General features: G+C 59.5%; 15 protein-coding genes. 7 read left to right on the top strand and 8 right to left on the bottom strand.

Annotation, left to right across the window (positions count from 1 at the left end; genetic code table 11):
- Positions 1 to 3: 3 nt before the first annotated feature.
- Complete coding sequence (locus tag Q675_RS24110; RefSeq protein WP_031211103.1) at positions 4 to 1,086, bottom strand: efflux RND transporter periplasmic adaptor subunit; 1,083 nt, start codon at positions 1,084 to 1,086, stop codon at positions 4 to 6.
- A 332-nt stretch (positions 1,087 to 1,418) separates the two neighbouring features.
- Between Q675_RS24110 and ilvG the strand changes: the two genes are divergently transcribed.
- The 3 genes from ilvG to ilvD are packed head-to-tail and all read left to right on the top strand — an operon-like array spanning position 1,419 to position 5,089.
- Positions 1,419 to 3,116 carry an acetolactate synthase 2 catalytic subunit gene (ilvG, locus tag Q675_RS24105; RefSeq protein WP_023010753.1) on the top strand — a complete coding sequence of 566 codons (1,698 nt, stop codon included), beginning with the start codon at positions 1,419 to 1,421 and terminating at the stop codon, positions 3,114 to 3,116.
- Positions 3,113 to 3,391: an ACT domain-containing protein gene (locus tag Q675_RS24100; protein WP_011785586.1), complete on the top strand. Its 279-nt coding sequence runs from the start codon at positions 3,113 to 3,115 to the stop codon at positions 3,389 to 3,391. Before ilvG ends, Q675_RS24100 begins: the two co-directional genes overlap by 4 nt.
- A 21-nt stretch (positions 3,392 to 3,412) precedes the next feature.
- Positions 3,413 to 5,089: a dihydroxy-acid dehydratase gene (ilvD, locus tag Q675_RS24095; RefSeq protein ID WP_023009351.1), complete on the top strand. Its 1,677-nt coding sequence runs from the start codon at positions 3,413 to 3,415 to the stop codon at positions 5,087 to 5,089.
- 135 nt (positions 5,090 to 5,224) lie between these two features.
- Here ilvD and cynS read toward each other — a convergent pair whose 3' ends face one another.
- Genes cynS through Q675_RS24075 form a run of 4 tightly spaced genes read right to left on the bottom strand, consistent with a single transcriptional unit; the run spans position 5,225 to position 8,911 of the window.
- Positions 5,225 to 5,668, bottom strand: coding sequence for a cyanase (cynS, locus tag Q675_RS24090; protein ID WP_023010752.1), 444 nt, complete (start codon positions 5,666 to 5,668; stop codon positions 5,225 to 5,227).
- Positions 5,669 to 5,695: 27 nt separating this feature from the next.
- A complete protein-coding gene (locus Q675_RS24085; RefSeq protein ID WP_023010751.1) occupies positions 5,696 to 6,604 on the bottom strand; it encodes an ABC transporter ATP-binding protein in 909 nt (302 codons plus the stop codon).
- A gap of 55 nt (positions 6,605 to 6,659) precedes the next feature.
- Complete coding sequence (ntrB, locus tag Q675_RS24080; RefSeq protein WP_014420936.1) at positions 6,660 to 7,487, bottom strand: nitrate ABC transporter permease; 828 nt, start codon at positions 7,485 to 7,487, stop codon at positions 6,660 to 6,662.
- Positions 7,488 to 7,489: 2 nt separating this feature from the next.
- Complete coding sequence (locus tag Q675_RS24075) at positions 7,490 to 8,911, bottom strand: ABC transporter substrate-binding protein (RefSeq protein WP_023010750.1); 1,422 nt, start codon at positions 8,909 to 8,911, stop codon at positions 7,490 to 7,492.
- A gap of 301 nt (positions 8,912 to 9,212) precedes the next feature.
- Between Q675_RS24075 and Q675_RS24070 the strand changes: the two genes are divergently transcribed.
- Positions 9,213 to 11,129 carry a sigma 54-interacting transcriptional regulator gene (locus Q675_RS24070; RefSeq protein ID WP_023010749.1) on the top strand — a complete coding sequence of 639 codons (1,917 nt, stop codon included), beginning with the start codon at positions 9,213 to 9,215 and terminating at the stop codon, positions 11,127 to 11,129.
- Between the two features lie 56 nt (positions 11,130 to 11,185).
- Here the strand turns inward: Q675_RS24070 and Q675_RS24065 are convergent, their stop codons facing one another.
- The 3 genes from Q675_RS24065 to Q675_RS24055 all read right to left on the bottom strand — a co-directional run bounded on the left by Q675_RS24065 (position 11,186) and on the right by Q675_RS24055 (position 14,547).
- Complete coding sequence (locus tag Q675_RS24065) at positions 11,186 to 12,367, bottom strand: thiolase family protein (RefSeq protein WP_023010748.1); 1,182 nt, start codon at positions 12,365 to 12,367, stop codon at positions 11,186 to 11,188.
- A 192-nt stretch (positions 12,368 to 12,559) separates the two neighbouring features.
- Positions 12,560 to 13,708: an acyl-CoA dehydrogenase family protein gene (locus Q675_RS24060; protein ID WP_023010747.1), complete on the bottom strand. Its 1,149-nt coding sequence runs from the start codon at positions 13,706 to 13,708 to the stop codon at positions 12,560 to 12,562.
- A 77-nt stretch (positions 13,709 to 13,785) separates the two neighbouring features.
- A complete protein-coding gene (locus tag Q675_RS24055) occupies positions 13,786 to 14,547 on the bottom strand; it encodes a 3-hydroxyacyl-CoA dehydrogenase (protein WP_023010746.1) in 762 nt (253 codons plus the stop codon).
- Between the two features lie 117 nt (positions 14,548 to 14,664).
- On the opposite strand from Q675_RS24055, the gene Q675_RS24050 reads away from it, so the two are divergent.
- The 3 genes from Q675_RS24050 to Q675_RS24040 all read left to right on the top strand — a co-directional run bounded on the left by Q675_RS24050 (position 14,665) and on the right by Q675_RS24040 (position 18,104).
- Positions 14,665 to 15,108, top strand: coding sequence for a MerR family transcriptional regulator (locus Q675_RS24050; RefSeq protein WP_023010745.1), 444 nt, complete (start codon positions 14,665 to 14,667; stop codon positions 15,106 to 15,108).
- A gap of 51 nt (positions 15,109 to 15,159) precedes the next feature.
- Positions 15,160 to 16,326 (top strand): isovaleryl-CoA dehydrogenase, encoded by a 1,167-nt coding sequence (locus Q675_RS24045; protein WP_014420930.1) that lies wholly within the window; start codon positions 15,160 to 15,162, stop codon positions 16,324 to 16,326.
- A 170-nt stretch (positions 16,327 to 16,496) separates the two neighbouring features.
- Entirely contained in the window at positions 16,497 to 18,104 is a 1,608-nt protein-coding gene (locus Q675_RS24040) for a carboxyl transferase domain-containing protein (RefSeq protein ID WP_023010744.1), read from the top strand.
- Positions 18,105 to 18,109 lie beyond the last annotated feature (5 nt).

Raw genomic sequence — 18,109 nt, 5'->3', positions numbered from 1 at the left:
CGGTCAGCCCCGCTGGTCTGAGGTATCAACAGGGCGCACCTGCTCACCCGGCGAGACAAATCCGGCCCCCCGGGTAATCAGGCGGATCTCAGGCGGCAAGCCGGCAACCCAGGCACCGTCGGTCGAGACGCTCAGCAGCCGCACGGTCTCAAACACCACTCGATTATCGCCATCGACATACTTCACGCCGGGCCGGCCATCGTCATCCAGCCCCAGATAAGCCGGCGATATGAAGGTGGCCTGTTGTTCCGGCAGTTGAATACTCAGGCTGGCAGAGCCGCCCGCAGCCCGCTTCAATTCAGGATTCTCCACCACCACTTCCACCGCAAAACTTCGGGTGTCCGAATTGGCAGCGCTGGCCACAAAACTGACAACGCCGGCCAGCCGGGAGCCGTCCAGCAGTTGTATATCGACTGCCTGCCCCGGTTGAACCAGCGCCGCCGATTGTTGGGGGATCTGCCCGGTGGCTTTCAGGCGGTCTATCTGTACCAGCTCAAACAGGGGCGTTCCCACCTGCACCAGACTGCCTTCGTCCACTTCGCGACGATTCACAGTGGCATCAAACGGCGCGATGGGCTTGAGGTGATTCAGCGCCAGTTCAGCCGCGGCGAGTTCTGCTCGAGCCGCGGCGAGTTCACTCTGAAGGCGCAGTATTTCAGTTTCGGCGGCCAGATTGCTGGAACGCAGCTTCCGGGCGGCGGCCAGATCCGCTTCCAGTTTGCGAATACTGGCCTGCCAGCGCTGTACCACCGTATCCCGACCATCCGTCGACAAGGTCGCAAGCACCGTACCCGCTTTCACCTGTTGCCCCAGTTGAACCTTCAGTTGCTCAACGGTGCCATCCACCCGGGCACTGACCTGAACCGACTGCCAGGGTTCCAACTGGCCCTGAAGTTTCAGGGCTGGCTGATAAGTCCGGGCGCTGACCGGTGTTACCTCTACCCGAGTTATGGCTACCTGTTCGGAGGCCGGCTCCTCCGGCGCCTCATCACTGGCAACTTTTACCTCACCCGTTGCCATCCAGATAACCAATAACACGATGACCAGAAGGGATAATCCCAGGGAGCTCCATTTTGCTCTTGTCATGCACCACTCGCCGTGAACAGATTCGGTTTGAGAAAGCGGAAAAACCGGCACCGGTTGAATTTCCGGAAATAAGCCCTTGCATCCGCCTGAAAACGTGGGTTAGATTCTACACACATTGTTCAACTCTATTCAGAGCAGATTGTCGATTCCATGAATCTCAACGCAGTTATGGTCCTTGTGAAGCTAGTCCTGGTGGTCGTGGTACCGTCCGGGGGCTTTTGCGTGGACAAGCGGGTGAGATAGCGACAACCTGACAACGACACCAGAAACCCCCGGCACCGCAAGGTCCCGGGGGTTTCTTTTTTGCGGCAAAGAAAAAGGGAAAAACGACCATGAACGGCTCACAGCACATTCTTGCAGCGTTCCACCGCCATAACATCAGCACGGTTTTCGGGTATCCGGGTGGCTGCATCATGCCCCTGTATGACGCGCTGGTGGATGACGTGGGAATGGAGCATGTGCTGTGCCGCCACGAGCAGGCCTGCGCCCTGGCGGCAGACGGTTATGCCAGGGCCAGTGGCCAACTGGGAGTTTGTATTGCCACCTCCGGCCCCGGCGCCACCAACCTGATCACTGGCGTTGCCAATGCCTACATGGATTCCATCCCCCTGCTGGTGATCACCGGGCAGGTCCCCTCCGGATTGATTGGTACCGACGCCTTTCAGGAAACCGACATCCTTGGCATGACCCTGGGCATCGTCAAACACAGCTACCTGGTGGACGACCCCGAAGACCTGCCGGGCATTCTGGAGGAAGCCATCGACCTGGCCCAGGCTGGCCGCCCCGGGCCGGTGTGGATTGATATTCCCAAAGACATTCTGTTGTCCGAGATTAAGGCTTCAGCCCCGGCCTGCACCGAGGCACCGCCAGCGGATTGCCCGGAGATCGGCCCGGCCCTGGCCATGCTGAAATCAGCCAGGCGACCCCTGCTCTACAGCGGTGGCGGTGTGTCTCTGGCCGGAGCCGAAGACCGTTTTCGTACCTTTGCCGAAGTCTCGGGGCTGCCGGGCGTCGTTACCCTCAAAGGCATTGGCAACGCCGGCCGAAACAACCCGAATGATCTGGGCATGCTCGGCATGCACGGTTCCCGGGCGGCCAACAAGGCGGTTGACGAGTGCGACCTCCTGTTCGTGATCGGTGCCCGGCTGGATGACCGAGCCACCGGCAAGCTGGACGGGTTCGCGCCTAATGCCCGGATGATCCATATTGATGCCGATGCCGCCGAGATCAACAAACTGCGGCCGGCAGACCTGTCTCTGCGTGGTGACCTGAACGCCATTCTGGCGGCATTGACCGATGCCATTGCGGCTGAGCCACTGGCTATCGACGCCTGGCAGAAACAATGTCGCACCTGGCATACCACCGGAGGCTTTCGCGCTGCAGATAACGAGGAACCGTTGGCACCCATTACCGGCCCCGCATTCATCCGTCAGCTTTCCGGCATCACCGGCGACGACACTGTCATCGCCTGCGATGTTGGCCAGCATCAGATGTGGGTTGCCCAGTACTACCAGTTCGCCCATCCACGCCACCACCTGACCAGCGGAGGCCTGGGCACCATGGGCTTCGGGCTTCCGGCGGCCATCGGCGCCCAGTTCTCGGACCGAACACGCACCGTCATCAACGTGACCGGTGATGGTTCGTTCATGATGAACGCACAGGAACTGGCCACCATACGGCGCTACAACCTGCCGTTGAAGCTGATCATTCTGGACAACCAGTGCCTGGGCATGGTTCGTCAGCAACAGGAACTGTTCTACAACAACCGCGAAAGCCAGATCGATCTGGATGACAATCCGGACTTTGTCGCTATGGCCCGGGCGTTCGATATCCCGGCCCTGCACATTGAGCGGACCGACCAGATCCGCCGCGGCATCGAGACCATTCTGGCGTACAACGGCCCGATGCTGCTGCATGTTGCCATCAGTCGTGAAGAGAACGTCTGGCCCATCGTCAAAGCCGGCGCCAGCAACAAGGAAATGATTGACGAACCCCGTAAAACGAACAGCCGCAAGGAGCAGGTAGCATGAAGCCGAATCATGAAAGCGCCAGTCAACGATATACCCTGAATTGCCGCATGAACCAGGAAGCGGCAGCTCTGGAGCGGCTGTGCCGGGTGGTGCGGGTACGCGGCTTCCGGATTTCCAGGATGGCCATGGAATCAACTGGCGATACCCTCGACATTGCCCTCACGCTGGAGGGTTCCCGGCCAGTTGCTATGCTTCAATCTCAGCTGGAGAAACTGCATACCGTTGCCGGAGTTGAACTGGTCTCCGATACCATGGCACGGTCGCGATCGGCTTGAAACGACGGAGAGGGATAACGCATGACAACCGATAAACGACGCCGACACTCGGCACCGGTGGTAGACGGAATCAATAAATCCGCCAGCCGGGCCATGCTCCGGGCAGTAGGTTTTACCGACGAGGATTTCCGAAAACCTCAGATTGGCATTGCCTCCACCTGGAGCAACCTCACGCCCTGCAACATGCACATTGACGGCCTGGCCCGGGAGGCCGCCAAGGGTGCCGACGGAGCCGGGGGCAAGAGCCTGATATTCAACACCATCACCATCTCTGATGGCATCGCCAACGGCACCGAGGGCATGAAATATTCTCTGGTGTCGCGCGAGGTGATTGCCGATTCCATTGAGACCGTGGCCGGTTGTGAGGGCTTCGACGGACTGGTCGCCATCGGTGGCTGCGACAAGAATATGCCCGGCTGCATGATGGGCCTGGCCCGGCTGAACCGGCCCTCAGTCTTCGTTTACGGCGGAACCATCATGCCCGGCGAAAACCATACCGACATCATCTCCGTGTTTGAGGCGGTGGGCGCCCATGCCCGCGGTAACATGGAGCTGATCGAAGTCAAACAGATCGAGGAAACCGCGATTCCCGGCCCAGGCTCCTGTGGCGGGATGTACACCGCCAACACCATGGCCTCCGCCATTGAGGCCATGGGCATGAGCCTGCCAGGCAGCTCCGCCCAGAACGCCGTTTCCGACAGCAAACTGGCGGATTGCGAAGCCGCAGGCGCCGCGGTGCTGAAACTGCTCGAAGCCGATATCAAGCCCTCCGACATCATGACCCGGGAAGCGTTCGAGAACGCCATCACCGTGGTGATCGCGCTGGGCGGTTCCACCAACGCCGTGCTTCACCTTCTGGGTATGGCCAGTACGGTGGGAGTGGAGCTGTCACTGGACGATTTCGTACGCATCGGCAAACAGGTACCGGTCCTGGCAGACCTTCGCCCCTCCGGCCACTACATGATGTCCGAGCTGGTGGCCATTGGTGGCATTCAACCGCTAATGAAGATGCTGCTCGACCAGGGGCTGCTGCATGGGGACTGCCTCACGGTGACCGGCAAGACCCTGGCAGAGAACCTCGAGACCGTGGTGCCCTACCCCGAAGGCCAGCAGATCATCCACGCCTTCGACAACCCGATCAAAGCCGACAGTCATCTACGCATTCTCTATGGCAACCTGGCTCCGGAAGGCTCGGTAGCGAAAATCACCGGTAAGGAAGGCACGCATTTTTCCGGTCGAGCCCGAGTGTTTCACTCTGAAGAGGAAGCCCAGGAGCGAATCCTGAATGGCACCGTGGTCGCTGGCGACGTGCTGGTGATTCGATACGAAGGCCCGAAGGGCGGGCCTGGCATGCGGGAAATGCTCAGCCCCACCTCGGCGATTATGGGTAAAGGCCTGGGCAGCGATGTAGCCTTGATTACCGACGGCCGCTTCTCCGGTGGCAGCCATGGTTTTGTGGTTGGCCACATCACACCTGAGGCCGCCGTGGGCGGGCCAATTGCGCTGGTAGAAGACGGCGACACCATTACCATTGATGCCGTGAGCAACTCGATTGTGCTGGAAATCTCTGACGCGGAAATGGAAAAACGGCGCAAAGCCTGGACGCCGCCGGAACCCAGATTTACCCGGGGCGTGCTGGCCAAATATGCCCGTGTGGTGAGCTCTGCATCTACGGGGGCCGTTACCGACTTGCCCTAGTTAGGGTTGGGCTCGCAGCCTTGATGTTATGGGCAGGTACGGCGGGTATGGGGTATTTTTCTTCGGGAAAAATCCACCAGCCACCCCGCAAGCCCGCCCCGCAACCAACAGGCTACAAAGACGGGCACCTCCTAATTACCAGGCCTTATAAGGCAGGAACTTCCCGTTCATGGTAACCACCACCCGGTCGCCCTTCGGATTCTCTTCCTTCTCAATGTCCATGGTGAAGTCAATGGCACTCATGATGCCATCCCCGAACTTCTCGTGAATCAGCGCTTTCATGGTATCGCCATACACGCCTACCACTTCATACAGGCGATAGATCAGCGGATCTTGGGGAACAGCGCCATCCCACGCTTTTTTAGGGCAGACCTGCAGAGCTTCGGCTACCGGCTTGTCGAGGCCGAGGGTTTCGCAGAGGGCGAAAGCCTTATCCTCGGTGAGGCTGTTCATCCCGAGAGCCGCAGAGGTGGTGAACACCGGCGACAGCCCCACTGCCTCGGCAATCGCTTCCCAGGTCATGCCCTTGACAACTTTGGCTTCAAGGATTTTTGCGGTCATCAGTTCTTTGTTCATCATGGTTGGTTCCTCTCTTCACTTTTAACGTCAGGCATTCACCGCACGAGCGGCAGTTTCGGATTCGGTTTCAGGTTCGGCCGCCGCCGGTTCCGGCTGAGCGGTACCTTTGGCAGGCTCGACAACTTTCGGGCTGCCATCTTGTTCCGGCAGGGCCGAGCCGCTTCGGTTGACCAGGAAGTCAACCAGGTAGTCCCGGGTCTTGTGGTATGCCGGGTTCTGGAAAATGGTGGCCCGCGCCCGCGGATGCGGGATGTCCACTTTCACACTCTCGGCGATGCGAGCATTGGGGCCGTTGGACATCAGAAAGATGCGGTCGGACAGGAGAATGGCTTCATCGACATCGTGGGTGATCATGAACACGGTCTGGCGGGTTTCTTCCCAGATCTTCACCAGTTCATCCTGAATCACTCCTCGCGTAAGGGCATCCAGCGCGCCGAAGGGTTCATCCAGCAGCAGGAGTTCCGGCTGGGTAGCGAAGGCCCGGGCGATGCTCACCCGTTGGCGCATGCCACCTGAGAGCTGCGAGGGCTTGCGGTTCATGGCGTGCTCCAGGCCCACCATTTTCAGGTAGCGCTCGCTGTGCTCCCTCACCTTTTCCTTGGACCAGCCGGGCCAACGGGCTTTCACCGCAAATACGATGTTGTTCAGGGCGGTTTTCCAGGGCAGCAGGCTGTAGTTCTGAAACACCACCCCGCGCTCCAGGCCCGGGCCCTTTACTTCCTTGCCGTTCATCACCACGTTGCCGGCACTGGCTTCGTCCAGGCCTGCCAGCACGTTCAGGATGGTGGATTTGCCGCAGCCGGAGTGGCCGATGATGCAGACGAACTCGCCTTTCTCCAGGGCAAAGCGGATATCCTCGAAGACGGTCAGTTCACCGCCCTGGCCATCCGGATAGACTTTGGACAGACCATCTACTTCCAGGAATGGTTTACTCATAACAGGTCTCCGTTCGGAGGGTTGAGGCCGGCATCGTCGGCCGGTGCCGGGCCGCTCATTCTTTGTACTCCACCAGTTTCTGGGCCTTGCCCAGGGCCAGGTCGAGCAGCATGCCCACCACCCCGATCATCAGGATGGAGAAGATCACACTGGCCAGATCCAGGTTGTTCCATTCGTTCCACACGTAGTAGCCAATGCCGGTGCCGCCCACGAGCATTTCCGCCGCCACGATGACCAGCCAGGCAATACCGATGGAGATGCGCATGCCGGTCAGGATGGTGGGCGCGGCCGCCGGCAGAATCACGGTTAACGCGGTTTTGATCGGCCCCAGTTCGTGGGTTCGAGCCACGTTCACCCAATCCTGCCGGACATTGGCCACACCAAAGGCGGTGTTAAGCAGCATCGGCCAGATCGAGCAGATGAAGATCACGAAGATGGCCGAGGCGTCCGAGTCCTGGATGATGAACAGGGCCAGGGGCATCCAGGCCAGCGGCGAAATCGGCCGCAAAACCTGGATGTAGGGGTTCAGGGCCTTGTACATCAGCGGAGACATACCGATCAGGAACCCCAGGGGCAAGGCGATGGCCATGGCCGCCAGGTAGCCGGTAAGTACCCGGTACACCGAATAAGCGAGCTGGATGCCGATACCCTTGTCGTTGGCGCCGGCGTCGTAGAACGGATTCGACAGCTCGGCCCAAGCCAGCTTGATCACCGCTGAAGGTGGCGGTACCCGGGATTCCTGGTCGGCGCCACCCATGAGCATTTCGTATTCGCTCATTCCGGTCTGGGCTTCCGGCGGCTGGGTTGCCATTTCCCATAGCCCCAGGGCCACAATCAGGAACGACACCGACAGCAACGCCGCCCGTATGTTCAGGGAAGCCATGGTTATACCCTCCCGATGGCAAAACTGCGGGCATACTCTTCCGCGCTGTCCGGATCAAAAGTCTTGCCCATGATGGTGTGGGTCTTGTAGGTCTTGTCCGGCGCGCTGTAGCCCATCTCCTCCATGAGCTTGCCGGTCTCACCGGCCAGGTAGACCTGCTCGGCAATGCCCTTGTAATCCACGTCGCCCTCGATGTAGCCCCAGCGCTTCATCTGGGTGAGGATCCACACGCCCATGGAATGCCAGGGGAACGGGTCGAAATCGATGCGAGCCGGCACATTCTTCACCTCGCCCAGGCCGTCCGCGTAGTACCCGGTCAGCACCTGCTGTATTACCGGGACCGGCTGGTTCAGGTAGTTCTTGGGCGCGATGGCTTCGGAAATTTCCTTTCGGTTTTCAGGGTTGTTGGAGTATTGGGTGGCATCAATGATGGCGCGCAGCAGGGCTCCATAGGTATTCGGATTCTGAGTCGCAAACTGCTGGCTGCAGGCGAAGGCGCAGCAGGGGTGGCCTTCCCAGATATCCTTGGTAAGCATGTGAATGAAGCCCACCTTCTCCCACACGGCACGCTGGTTGAACGGGTCCGGTGACAGGTAGCCATCGAGGTTACCGGCACGCAGGTTGGCCACCATCTCGGGTGGCGGAACCACTCGGATCTGCACGTCCTTGTCCGGGTCGATACCGTTCTCGGCCAGGTAGTAACGCAGCAGGAAGTTGTGCATGGAGTATTCGAACGGCACGCCGAACTTGAAGCCCTTCCACTGCTTGGGATCGCGTTTGTCCTTGTGGTCCACGTGCAGCACGATGGCCTGGCCGTTGATGTTCTCCACCGCCGGCATGATGAACGGTTCCGGTGTGGAACCGGCACCCATGGTCATGGCCAGGGGCATTGGGGTGAGCATATGGGACGCGTCGTATTCACCGGCCAGGGACTTGTCCCGGGCCACGGCCCAGCCCGCGGTCTTGGTCACGGTCACGTCCAGGCCGTAGCGTTCATAGAAGCCCATGGGGTGAGCCATGATGATCGGCGTGGCACAGGTAATGGGTACAAAGCCGACGTTCAGTTTGGTCTTCTCAAGCTTGCCGAGGGATTCCTTAACCGCAGCCTTGGCCTTGTCCATGGGGAACACGCTGCCCAGCAGCGCGGCGGCGGTGCCCGCACCCATCATTTTCATGAAGCTGCGGCGGCTGTGGTCGTTGTGGCCGAATACGGAGCGGACAACGGCGCTCTCGATGGCTCGGTCCATCATCTCTTCTGAATTCAGTGGCGCCTCCGATGCGTCCTGCCTGCTGACGGAAGATTTTAGGTCCAGCGAAATTGCCGGGGCGTCCTGGCCGGGCTTACAGTCCGGGCAGCCACAGGTTTTGGCGTGGATCAGCGATTTGTCTCCATCAAACGGATTACCAAGGCTCTTTGTCGTCATGGGGCACTCTCCTGAAGTACGGGTCGTTTATGCACTCTTGCGGTGCAGTAAAGTGGTGGCTCGGCTCCCGGAGAGAATCTGCTCCCGGGCCGACAACACGTTCTGGAGGAGATATCGCAGGGTTTGTGCCAACCCCAAAAAATATTTAACACCTTGTTTTATATTGCTTTTATTTTTCTTCGGTGCTTCCTGCCAATTACGAACTTTCGTAATTAACGATATTTCGTAGCCTCCACTACGAAATTTCAGAGTTGGCACAAGGTTTGTTCTGTCTCTGTCAGGCCAGAGAAAGGACAACCCGATGACAATCAAAGCCGCAATAACATCCACCAGTACCACCAGCTGGATTGACCACCTGCCGGAGGCGGCGCTGCTGGTGGATGCCGGGCGCGATCTCATCATCGCTGCCAACAGCGCCATGGGGCGGCTGGTCGGAACCGACAGACAGTCTCTGATTGGTACTCCCTGTACCCACCTGTTCACCGACCAGCGGCCTCAGCTCATCGCCTTTACCGAGGAAACCCTGTTTCGCAGTCATGGCTGGAGCCGGGATTTCATCCTGCAGCATCGGGATGGGCGCAACGTGGAGCTGGAGATTTCTTCCTCACGGGTGGGTGAAGCCGAATCCCAGAGCCTCCTGCTACTGCTTCGGGACCGGCGCCAGCTGCGCACCTTGCGGGAACGACACGACGCCAACCACTACCACCGGGGTGGCCTGCTGGAATGGCGGCGGGTAGAAGAACTGTTCAAGGACATGGAGCGGGAAAACCAGTTGATCCTGCACGCGGTGGGCGAAGGCATTTACGGGGTGGATGCCGAGGGACGGACGACCTTTGCCAACCCGGCAGCGGAACGCATGCTGGGCTGGCGCATTGACGAGCTGATGGGAAGGGTGATTCACCGGGTGGTGCACCACTCCCACGAGGACGGTAGCATCTTCCCACTGAAAGAATGCCCTATCTATGCCGCGTTTCGGGATGCCAGTGTAAAACGGGTTGGCGAGGACTGGTTCTGGCGCAAGGATGGCACCGGCTTTCCGGTGGAATACACCAGCACGCCCATTATAGACAATGGCCACCCGGTTGGTGCCGTGGTGGTGTTTCGCGATATCTCTGCCCGGCTTGAGACTCAGAAGGAATTGCAAAAAGCACTGGAGGAAGTGGAAACCCTGAAACACCGTCTGGAAATGGAAAACGCCTACCTTCAGGAAGAACTCAGTGCGGAATACCACTTTCACGAAATTTTAGGCCAGAGCGATGCTATCAAAGCCATCGTGCGCAGAATCGGAATGGTCGCCCCAACCGATGCCAACGTGTTGATCACCGGGGAATCCGGTACCGGCAAGGAACTCATTGCCCGGGCCATTCATCAGTCAAGCAGCCGGAGGGATCGCCCCCTGATCCGGGTAAACTGCGCAGCGATTCCCAAGGATCTGTTTGAGAGTGAGTTCTTTGGCCATGTAAAGGGTGCCTTTACCGGAGCCGTCAGTGACCGGGTTGGTCGCTTCGAGCTCGCCGATGGGGGTACCCTTTTTCTGGATGAAGTGGGCGAGATCCCACTGGAGCTCCAGGGCAAGCTGCTGCGGGTCTTGCAGGATCAACAGTTCGAACGCGTGGGGGAAAACCACACCCGAGCCGTGGACGTTCGTGTCATTGCCGCCACCAACCGCGACCTGAAAACCGAGGTCCGGGACAAGAACTTCCGGGAGGATCTGTACTTTCGCCTGAATGTGTTCCCTATTGAGTCGGTGCCGTTGCGCCGACGTATCGAGGACATTCCCATTCTCGCCCAGGAGTTTCTGAACCGGGCGTGCCAGAAATTCAACCGGCCACCGCTGGCACTCCGGGAGCGGGACGTGGAAACGCTCAAAGCTTACCCGTGGCCAGGCAATGTTCGGGAGCTGGAAAACGTTATTGAACGTCAGGTGATCACAGCCGATGGCCGGCTGGATCTGGACCTGCAGGGTCCGGATTCTGTCGCCAGACACACGCTGGAACCCATGCCGCCAGCCAGACATTTCGACGGTGAACTGATGACAGAGCACGAACTCAGGGAGCTTGAGACAAACAACCTGAGACGAGCCCTGAAAATCAGTGGCGGCCGGGTGTTCGGCGACGATGGCGCCGCCGCGCTGCTGGGTGTCAAACCGACCACCCTGTCCTCACGCCTGAAAAAGCTGAAAATCGAACCGCGACAATTCCAGGAACGGGATCTTTAACCCGGCCACCCGCAAGCCCGCCCCTGAGCTGACAGGCTACAGGGGAAATAAGCCGATCAGATCAGTTCAATAGCCACAGCCGTACCCTCACCACCGCCGATGCAGAGCGAAGCCACGCCGCGCTTGAGCCCGCGCTGTTTCAGCGCATTGATCAGGGTGACGATGATTCGGGAGCCGGACGAGCCGATCGGATGCCCCAGCGCGCAGGCACCGCCGTGCACGTTGACCTTCTCCGCAGGAAGCTTCAGCTCATTGATCGCCGCCAGGGTGACCACGGCAAAGGCTTCGTTGATCTCGAACAGATCGACATCGTCCAGCGTCCACCCCGCTTTCTTGAGCACCTTCTCGATGGAGCCGATCGGTGCGATGGTGAATTCGGACGGCAGGCGTGCGTTGGTAGCGTGGGCCACGACCCGGGCCTGCGGGGTCAGGCCCCGGGCATCGGCTTCGGCGGCTGAGGCCAGTACCAGCGCGGAAGCACCATCACTGATGGAGCTGGAGTTGGCGGCGGTGACAGAACCGTCCTTGGCGAACGCGGGTTTGAGGTGTGGAATTTTCTCCGGTTTGGCGTTGCCCGGCTGTTCATCGGTATCCACTTCGGTGTCACCGCCCCGGACCGGGACCGTTACCGATACGATTTCGTCCCGGAACCAGCCGTTTTCGATGGCCGCCAGGGATTTCTGCAGGGAGCCGATGGCGAATTCATCCATGGCCTGGCGGGTGATGTCGAATTTGTCAGCCGTGCGCTGCGCGAAGACGCCCATCAGCCCACCCTCGTAGGCATCCTCCAGACCGTCCAGGAACATGCTGTCGAGTACCTGGCCATGGCCCATGCGCATGCCGGCGCGGGCTTTCGGCAACAGGTACGGTGCCTGGCTCATGTTTTCCATGCCGCCGGCGATCATGATGTTATTGGTGCCAGCTTTGATCTGGTCGTGAGCCATGATGACGGCCTGCATGCCGGAGCCGCACATTTTGTTGATGGTGGTACAACCTGAGCTGTCCGGGATACCAGAGGCCCTTGAGGCCTGGCGAGCTGGTGCCTGGCCCAGACCGCCGGGCAATACGCAGCCCATGATCACTTCCTGGATGTCTGCCGGCTGAAGGCCAGAGCGCTCAATGGCGGCCTTTATGGCGACGGCGCCCAGGTCCGGTGAACGTACCGAGCTCAGGGAGCCCATCATTCCGCCCATGGGGGTTCGGGCGGAGCCTGCTATAACGATGTCATTGTTGTTCATTGAATCTGGTCTCCATGTTGGGAGTCAGGTTCGATCAGGGGGATACCTTTCCGAGACACGCTGTGAATACATCCCTGTACGCTCGACAAAAGCCATCCATGGCTTTTGACGGTCCCGGAAAGGTATCCCCCTGCTCGAACCCCATACATTTCAGTCGCCTTCAAAAAGAATTAGCGCTGGATTCAGGAGGTACTATCTTCCGAGTACCGACCGGGCAATGATTTCCTTCATTACTTCCGACGTGCCGCCATAAATCCGCTGCACCCGGGCATCAATAAAGTTCCTGGAAATCGGGTACTCCGTGGTGTAGCCATAGCCGCCAAACAGCTGCAAACAGCCATCAGCAACACGACACTGCATCTCGGTAGCGCTGTACTTGGCCATGGACGCCGTGGGGGCATCCAATTTGCCCTCTTCGTATTCCCGAATGCACTGGTCCACAAACGCTTTGTTGATGCGGTAATCCGTTTCCATGCGGGCAATTTCGAAGCGTGTGTTCTGCAACTGGCTGAGCTTCTGGCCAAACAGCTCACGCTCCTGGGCATACTGGATCGTCATGTCCAGCGAGCCCCGGGCCGCTGCCACCCCCAGCGCTCCGATCACCAGTCGCTCACGGGGCAGTTCGCGCATCAGGTAAACGAAACCCTGCCCTTCCTCGCCCAGCAACGCCGAGGCAGGTACGCGCATGTCGGAGAAAAACAGCTCGGAGGTATCGCCAGAGTGCTGGCCAATCTTGTCCAGGTTCCGGCCTTTGCTGAATCCTGGCAACGACGTATCCACCAGAAACAGGCTGATCCCTTTGGCTCCGGCTTTGGGATCGGTTTTGGCGGCGACGATCACCATATCGGCGTGTTGGCCGTTGGTGATGAAGGTCTTGGAGCCATTGAGGATGTAGTCGTCGCCGTCTTTTACAGCGCTGGTGCGCATGGCCTGCAAGTCGCTGCCGGCGCCCGGTTCGGTCATGGCAATGGCGCCCACCGCCTCACCTGATACCATCTTCGGCAGCCACTGCTGTTTCTGCTGTTCATTGCCGATATGGCTGAGATAGGGCGCGACAATGTCGGAATGCACCATCACGTTGGTGGAAAGCGCACCAAATCCCAGCCGGGCAAGCTCCTCACCCACCACGACCGAGTACTGGAAGGGTGCGCCGCAGCCGCCGCAGTTTTCCGGCACATCGACGCACAGCATGCCTGCATCGCCCAGAGTGTTCCAAAGCTCCCGTGGCACAATGCCGCTTTTCTCCCAGGCCTCGTAATGCGGGGCCACTTCGGTTTCCAGAGCCTTGTTCACAGACTCCCGGAAAAGAGCCAGTTCTTCCTGATCGACAGGGTTAGTCATATCACTCACCTGTGGTTACCGGTTCGCTTTTGGCGAACACCATTACAGAAACCTGCTTTTGGCAGGTTATATCAATGTCACTTTGGCGCCATCCGCAGGGCACAATCAAGCCGGATGACTTCGCCATTAAGAATCGGGTTGCGCACCATCTGGTCCACCATCATCCCGAATTCTTCCGGTTTACCGAGGCGTTTCGGGAACGGCAGCGTGGCTGCAAGGCTGTCCTGCACTTCCTGGGGCATACCCGCCAGCATTGGTGTCATAAACAGGCCAGGAGCAATGGTATTCACCCGAATCCCTTCACGGGCCAGCTCGCGGGCCGCCTGCAGGGTCAGGGACACCACACCGCCTTTGGATGCGCTGTAAGCCGCCTGGCCAATCTGGCCTTCGTAGGCAGCAACCGAAGCGGTATTGATGATGACACCGCGCTCGCCGTCACCGTTCGGTTCCCGTTGCGCCATATCGGCAGCCGCCAGCCGCAGGATATTGAAAGTGCCGATCAGATTTACCTGGACCACCTTGCTAAAGCTTTCCAGCGGCATCACACCTTCACGGCCCAGAATCTTGGCCGCCGGTGCAATACCCGCGCAGTTCACGGCGACACCGCAGGGGCCGTGAGCCTCTCGCGCAGCAGAGACAGCTGCCTCTGCACTGTCGGCCGAGGTCACATCGCAATGCAGGAAGATACCGCCGAGCTCAGCCGCAACCTTTTCGCCCTGCTCTTTGTTCACATCAAGAATCGCCACCTTGCAGCCAGCCGCCGCCAGAGCACGGGCAGCGCCCTCACCCAGACCGGAGGCACCGCCTGTTACAATTGCCGGCACATTCTGGAATTCCATCGGGTACTCCTTATTAACAATGATCGAAGTCTGATCCGCGGGTATCCATTCGGACCACAAAAACACTTTACGTTTACGTAAACTTTAACTAACCTTGGTGAAAAAAGGAAATCCGTCATGAGCGAAAAACGAACTTTCAGCATCAGCGAGCTTTCCCAGGAGTTCGATGTAACCACCCGGAGCATCCGGTTCTACGAAGACCAGGGGCTGCTCAAGCCCAACCGGCGCGGGCAAACCCGGATCTTCAGCACCAAGGACCGCGTTCGCTTGAAGCTGATTCTCCGGGGCAAGCGCATGGGCTTTTCCCTGGCCGAAACCAAAGAACTGTTCGACCTCTGGGACGAAACGCTGACCGGCAATGAAAAGCAGCTGCTGAAGATGCTGGAAATCCTCAGCGCAAGACGGGAACAGCTGGAACAGCAGAAAGAAGACATCGCCATGGCAGAGATGGAAATGGACACCGCCGAAGCACGGTGCCGCGAGGCCCTGACCGAACTGCAGAAGAAAAAGGAAGAGCAGGGCCTGACGACGAACACCAAAGAAACCGCTGTCAGCAAATAGCACCTGGCAGCCAACGGATACCCGACGTTAAAAACAAAAAGGTAGCAAACGATGAAATCACAGTACTCAGAGCTCAATTTCGGCCTCGGCGAGACCCTGGACATGCTCCGGGAACAGGTGAACAACTTCGCCGCCACCGAAATCGCCCCGCGGGCCGAGGAAATCGACAAAAACAACGAATTCCCCATGGACCTGTGGCGCAAACTGGGCGACATGGGCCTGCTGGGCATTACCGTCAGCGAAGAGTACGGCGGCTCCGACATGGGCTATGTGGCCCACGTCATCGCCATGGAAGAAATCAGCCGCGCCTCGGCCTCCGTTGGCCTCTCTTACGGTGCCCACTCCAACCTGTGCGTGAACCAGATTCACCGCAACGGCACCGAAGAACAAAAGCAGAAATACCTGCCCAAGCTGGTTACCGGTGAACACATCGGCGCCCTGGCCATGTCCGAGCCCAACGCCGGCTCCGACGTAATCTCCATGAAACTCCACGCCCGCGACGAAGGCGACCACTACGTCCTCAACGGCAACAAAATGTGGATCACCAACGGCCCGGACGCACACACTTACGTTATCTACGCCAAGACCGACCCGAAAGGCGGTTCCAAAGGCGTCACCGCCTTTATCGTGGAGCGCGACTACCCGGGCTTCAGTCGCCACCAGAAACTCGACAAACTCGGCATGCGCGGCTCCAACACCTGTGAACTGGTGTTCCAGGACTGCAAAGTTCCCAAAGAAAACGTCCTCGGCGGCGTGGGCAACGGTGCCAAAGTCCTCATGAGCGGCCTCGACTACGAACGCCTCGTCCTCTCCGGCGGCCCGCTGGGCATCATGCAGGCTGCTATGGACGTGGTCGTCCCCTACATCCGCGAGCGCAAACAATTCGGCCAGGCCATCGGTGAATTCGAACTGGTACAGGGCAAAGTCGCCGACATGTACACCTGGATGAACACCGCGAAATCCTACGTCTACATGGTGGCCCAGTCCGCCGACCGCGGCGAAACCACCCGCAAAGACGCCGCCGGCGCCATCCTCTACTCCGCCGAAATGGCCACCAAACTGGCCCTGGACGCCATCCAGCTGCTGGGCGGCAACGGCTACATCAACGAATACCCGACCGGCCGCCTGCTGCGGGACGCGAAACTCTACGAAATCGGCGCTGGAACGTCTGAAATCCGACGGATGCTGATCGGTCGCGAGCTGTTCCTGAACAAGTAACGACGCACAGAATCCAGCTCCAATTGTACGACTAGGGACTGGAGGGGTGTCGTTCCGAAAATTTCGGAGGCCATGGATGGCCGGAGAGAAGCGCACATGGATGTGCTCGTAGCGGTTTTCGGAACGACACCCCTCCAGGCCCGTGCCCCCAACCCGAGGGACCACGGAACATGACGATACTCCAAAGCAAAATCAACCCAAGGTCCGACGAATTCCAGGCCAACCACCAGGCCATGCAACAAGCCGTCGCCGACCTCCGGGAAAAAGTCGAAAAGATCCACCAGGGCGGCGGCCCCGACTACCAGAAGCGCCACACCGACCGAGGCAAACTCCTGCCCCGCGAGCGCATCAACACCCTCATCGACGAAGGCTCCCCCTTCCTCGAAATCGGCCAGTTCGCCGCCTACAACGTCTATAAAGAAGAAGTGCCCGCCGCTGGCGTCATCGCCGGCATCGGCCGCGTCTCCGGCACCGAGTGCATGATTATCGCCAACGACGCCACCGTCAAAGGCGGCACCTACTTCCCGCTGACCGTGAAAAAGCACCTGCGGGCCCAGGAAATCGCCATGGCCAACCGCCTGCCCTGCATCTACCTGGTGGATTCCGGCGGCGCCAACCTGCCCCAACAGGACGAAGTCTTCCCGGACCGCGACCACTTCGGCCGCATTTTCTATAACCAGGCCCGCATGAGCGCAGACGACATCCCACAGATTGCTGTCGTTATGGGCCTGTGTACCGCCGGGGGCGCCTACGTACCCGCTATGGCCGACGAATCCATCATCGTTCGTAACCAGGGCACCATCTTCCTGGCCGGCCCACCGCTGGTAAAAGCGGCCACGGGTGAAGTGGTCAGCGCGGAAGACCTGGGGGGCGCAGACGTGCATTGTAAAATCTCCGGTGTCGCCGACCACTACGCCGAGAATGATGCCCACGGCCTGGCAATCGCCCGGCGCTGCGTGGCCAACCTGAACCGTCGCAAACCAGTACCGGTTGAGGTCCAGAAGCCCCGCGCCCCGCTGTACGATCAGGAAGAAATCTACGGCATCGTCGGCACCGACCTGCGCAAGCAGTTTGATGCGCGCGACGTCATCGCCCGCATCGTCGACGGCTCAGAATTCGACGAATTCAAGCGCTATTACGGCTCCACCCTGGTAACCGGGTTTGCCCACATCCACGGCTACCCCGTGGGCATCATCGCCAACAACGGCATCCTGTTCAGCGAATCCGCTCAGAAAGGCGCGCACTTTATTGAACTGTGTTGCCAACGCAACATACCCCTGCTGTTCCTGCAGAACATTACCGGCTTCATGGTCGGCCAGAAGTACGAAGCCGAGGGCATCGCCAAACACGGCGCCAAGATGGTGATGGCCGTGGCCTGTGCCAACGTGCCCAAGATCACCGTTCTGATTGGCGGTAGCTACGGCGCCGGCAACTACGGCATGTGTGGCCGCGCCTACAGCCCGGACTTCCTTTGGATGTGGCCCAATGCACGCATCTCAGTGATGGGCGGCGAACAGGCCGCCGGCGTACTGGCGCAGGTACGCCGGGAAGGCCTGGAGCGCAAAGGCCAGAGCTGGAGCGCCGAGGAAGAAGCCGAGTTCAAAAGGCCCATTACCGAGACTTACGAACACCAGGGCCATCCCTACTACGCCAGCGCCCGCCTGTGGGATGACGGCGTGATCGACCCGGCCCAGACCCGGGAAGTGGTCGCCCTGAGCTTGTCTGCCACCCTCAACCGGCCCGCCAAGCCCACGCGCTTCGGCGTGTTCCGCATGTAAAGGAG

The organism is Marinobacter sp. EN3 (assembly GCF_000475315.1).
Classification (GTDB): Bacteria; Pseudomonadota; Gammaproteobacteria; order Pseudomonadales; family Oleiphilaceae; genus Marinobacter; species Marinobacter nauticus.
The sequence above is the reverse complement of the archived record's forward strand: the minus strand, read 5'-3'. Positions and strand labels throughout refer to the sequence as shown.

Excerpts from the sequence above, each read along its gene's own strand:
- Q675_RS24100 (WP_011785586.1), top strand. The coding sequence starts at position 3,113 with ATGAAGCCGAATCATGAAAGCGCCAGTCAACGATATACCCTGAATTGC.
- Q675_RS24075 (WP_023010750.1), bottom strand. The coding sequence starts at position 8,911 with ATGACGACAAAGAGCCTTGGTAATCCGTTTGATGGAGACAAATCGCTG.
- Q675_RS24060 (WP_023010747.1), bottom strand. The coding sequence starts at position 13,708 with ATGACTAACCCTGTCGATCAGGAAGAACTGGCTCTTTTCCGGGAGTCT.
- ilvG (WP_023010753.1), top strand. The coding sequence starts at position 1,419 with ATGAACGGCTCACAGCACATTCTTGCAGCGTTCCACCGCCATAACATC.
- Q675_RS24055 (WP_023010746.1), bottom strand. The coding sequence starts at position 14,547 with ATGGAATTCCAGAATGTGCCGGCAATTGTAACAGGCGGTGCCTCCGGT.
- Q675_RS24110 (WP_031211103.1), bottom strand. The coding sequence starts at position 1,086 with ATGACAAGAGCAAAATGGAGCTCCCTGGGATTATCCCTTCTGGTCATC.
- Q675_RS24085 (WP_023010751.1), bottom strand. The coding sequence starts at position 6,604 with ATGAGTAAACCATTCCTGGAAGTAGATGGTCTGTCCAAAGTCTATCCG.
- Q675_RS24065 (WP_023010748.1), bottom strand. The coding sequence starts at position 12,367 with ATGAACAACAATGACATCGTTATAGCAGGCTCCGCCCGAACCCCCATG.
- Q675_RS24070 (WP_023010749.1), top strand. The coding sequence starts at position 9,213 with ATGACAATCAAAGCCGCAATAACATCCACCAGTACCACCAGCTGGATT.
- Q675_RS24050 (WP_023010745.1), top strand. The coding sequence starts at position 14,665 with ATGAGCGAAAAACGAACTTTCAGCATCAGCGAGCTTTCCCAGGAGTTC.
- Q675_RS24045 (WP_014420930.1), top strand. The coding sequence starts at position 15,160 with ATGAAATCACAGTACTCAGAGCTCAATTTCGGCCTCGGCGAGACCCTG.
- cynS (WP_023010752.1), bottom strand. The coding sequence starts at position 5,668 with ATGATGAACAAAGAACTGATGACCGCAAAAATCCTTGAAGCCAAAGTT.
- Q675_RS24040 (WP_023010744.1), top strand. The coding sequence starts at position 16,497 with ATGACGATACTCCAAAGCAAAATCAACCCAAGGTCCGACGAATTCCAG.
- ntrB (WP_014420936.1), bottom strand. The coding sequence starts at position 7,487 with ATGGCTTCCCTGAACATACGGGCGGCGTTGCTGTCGGTGTCGTTCCTG.
- ilvD (WP_023009351.1), top strand. The coding sequence starts at position 3,413 with ATGACAACCGATAAACGACGCCGACACTCGGCACCGGTGGTAGACGGA.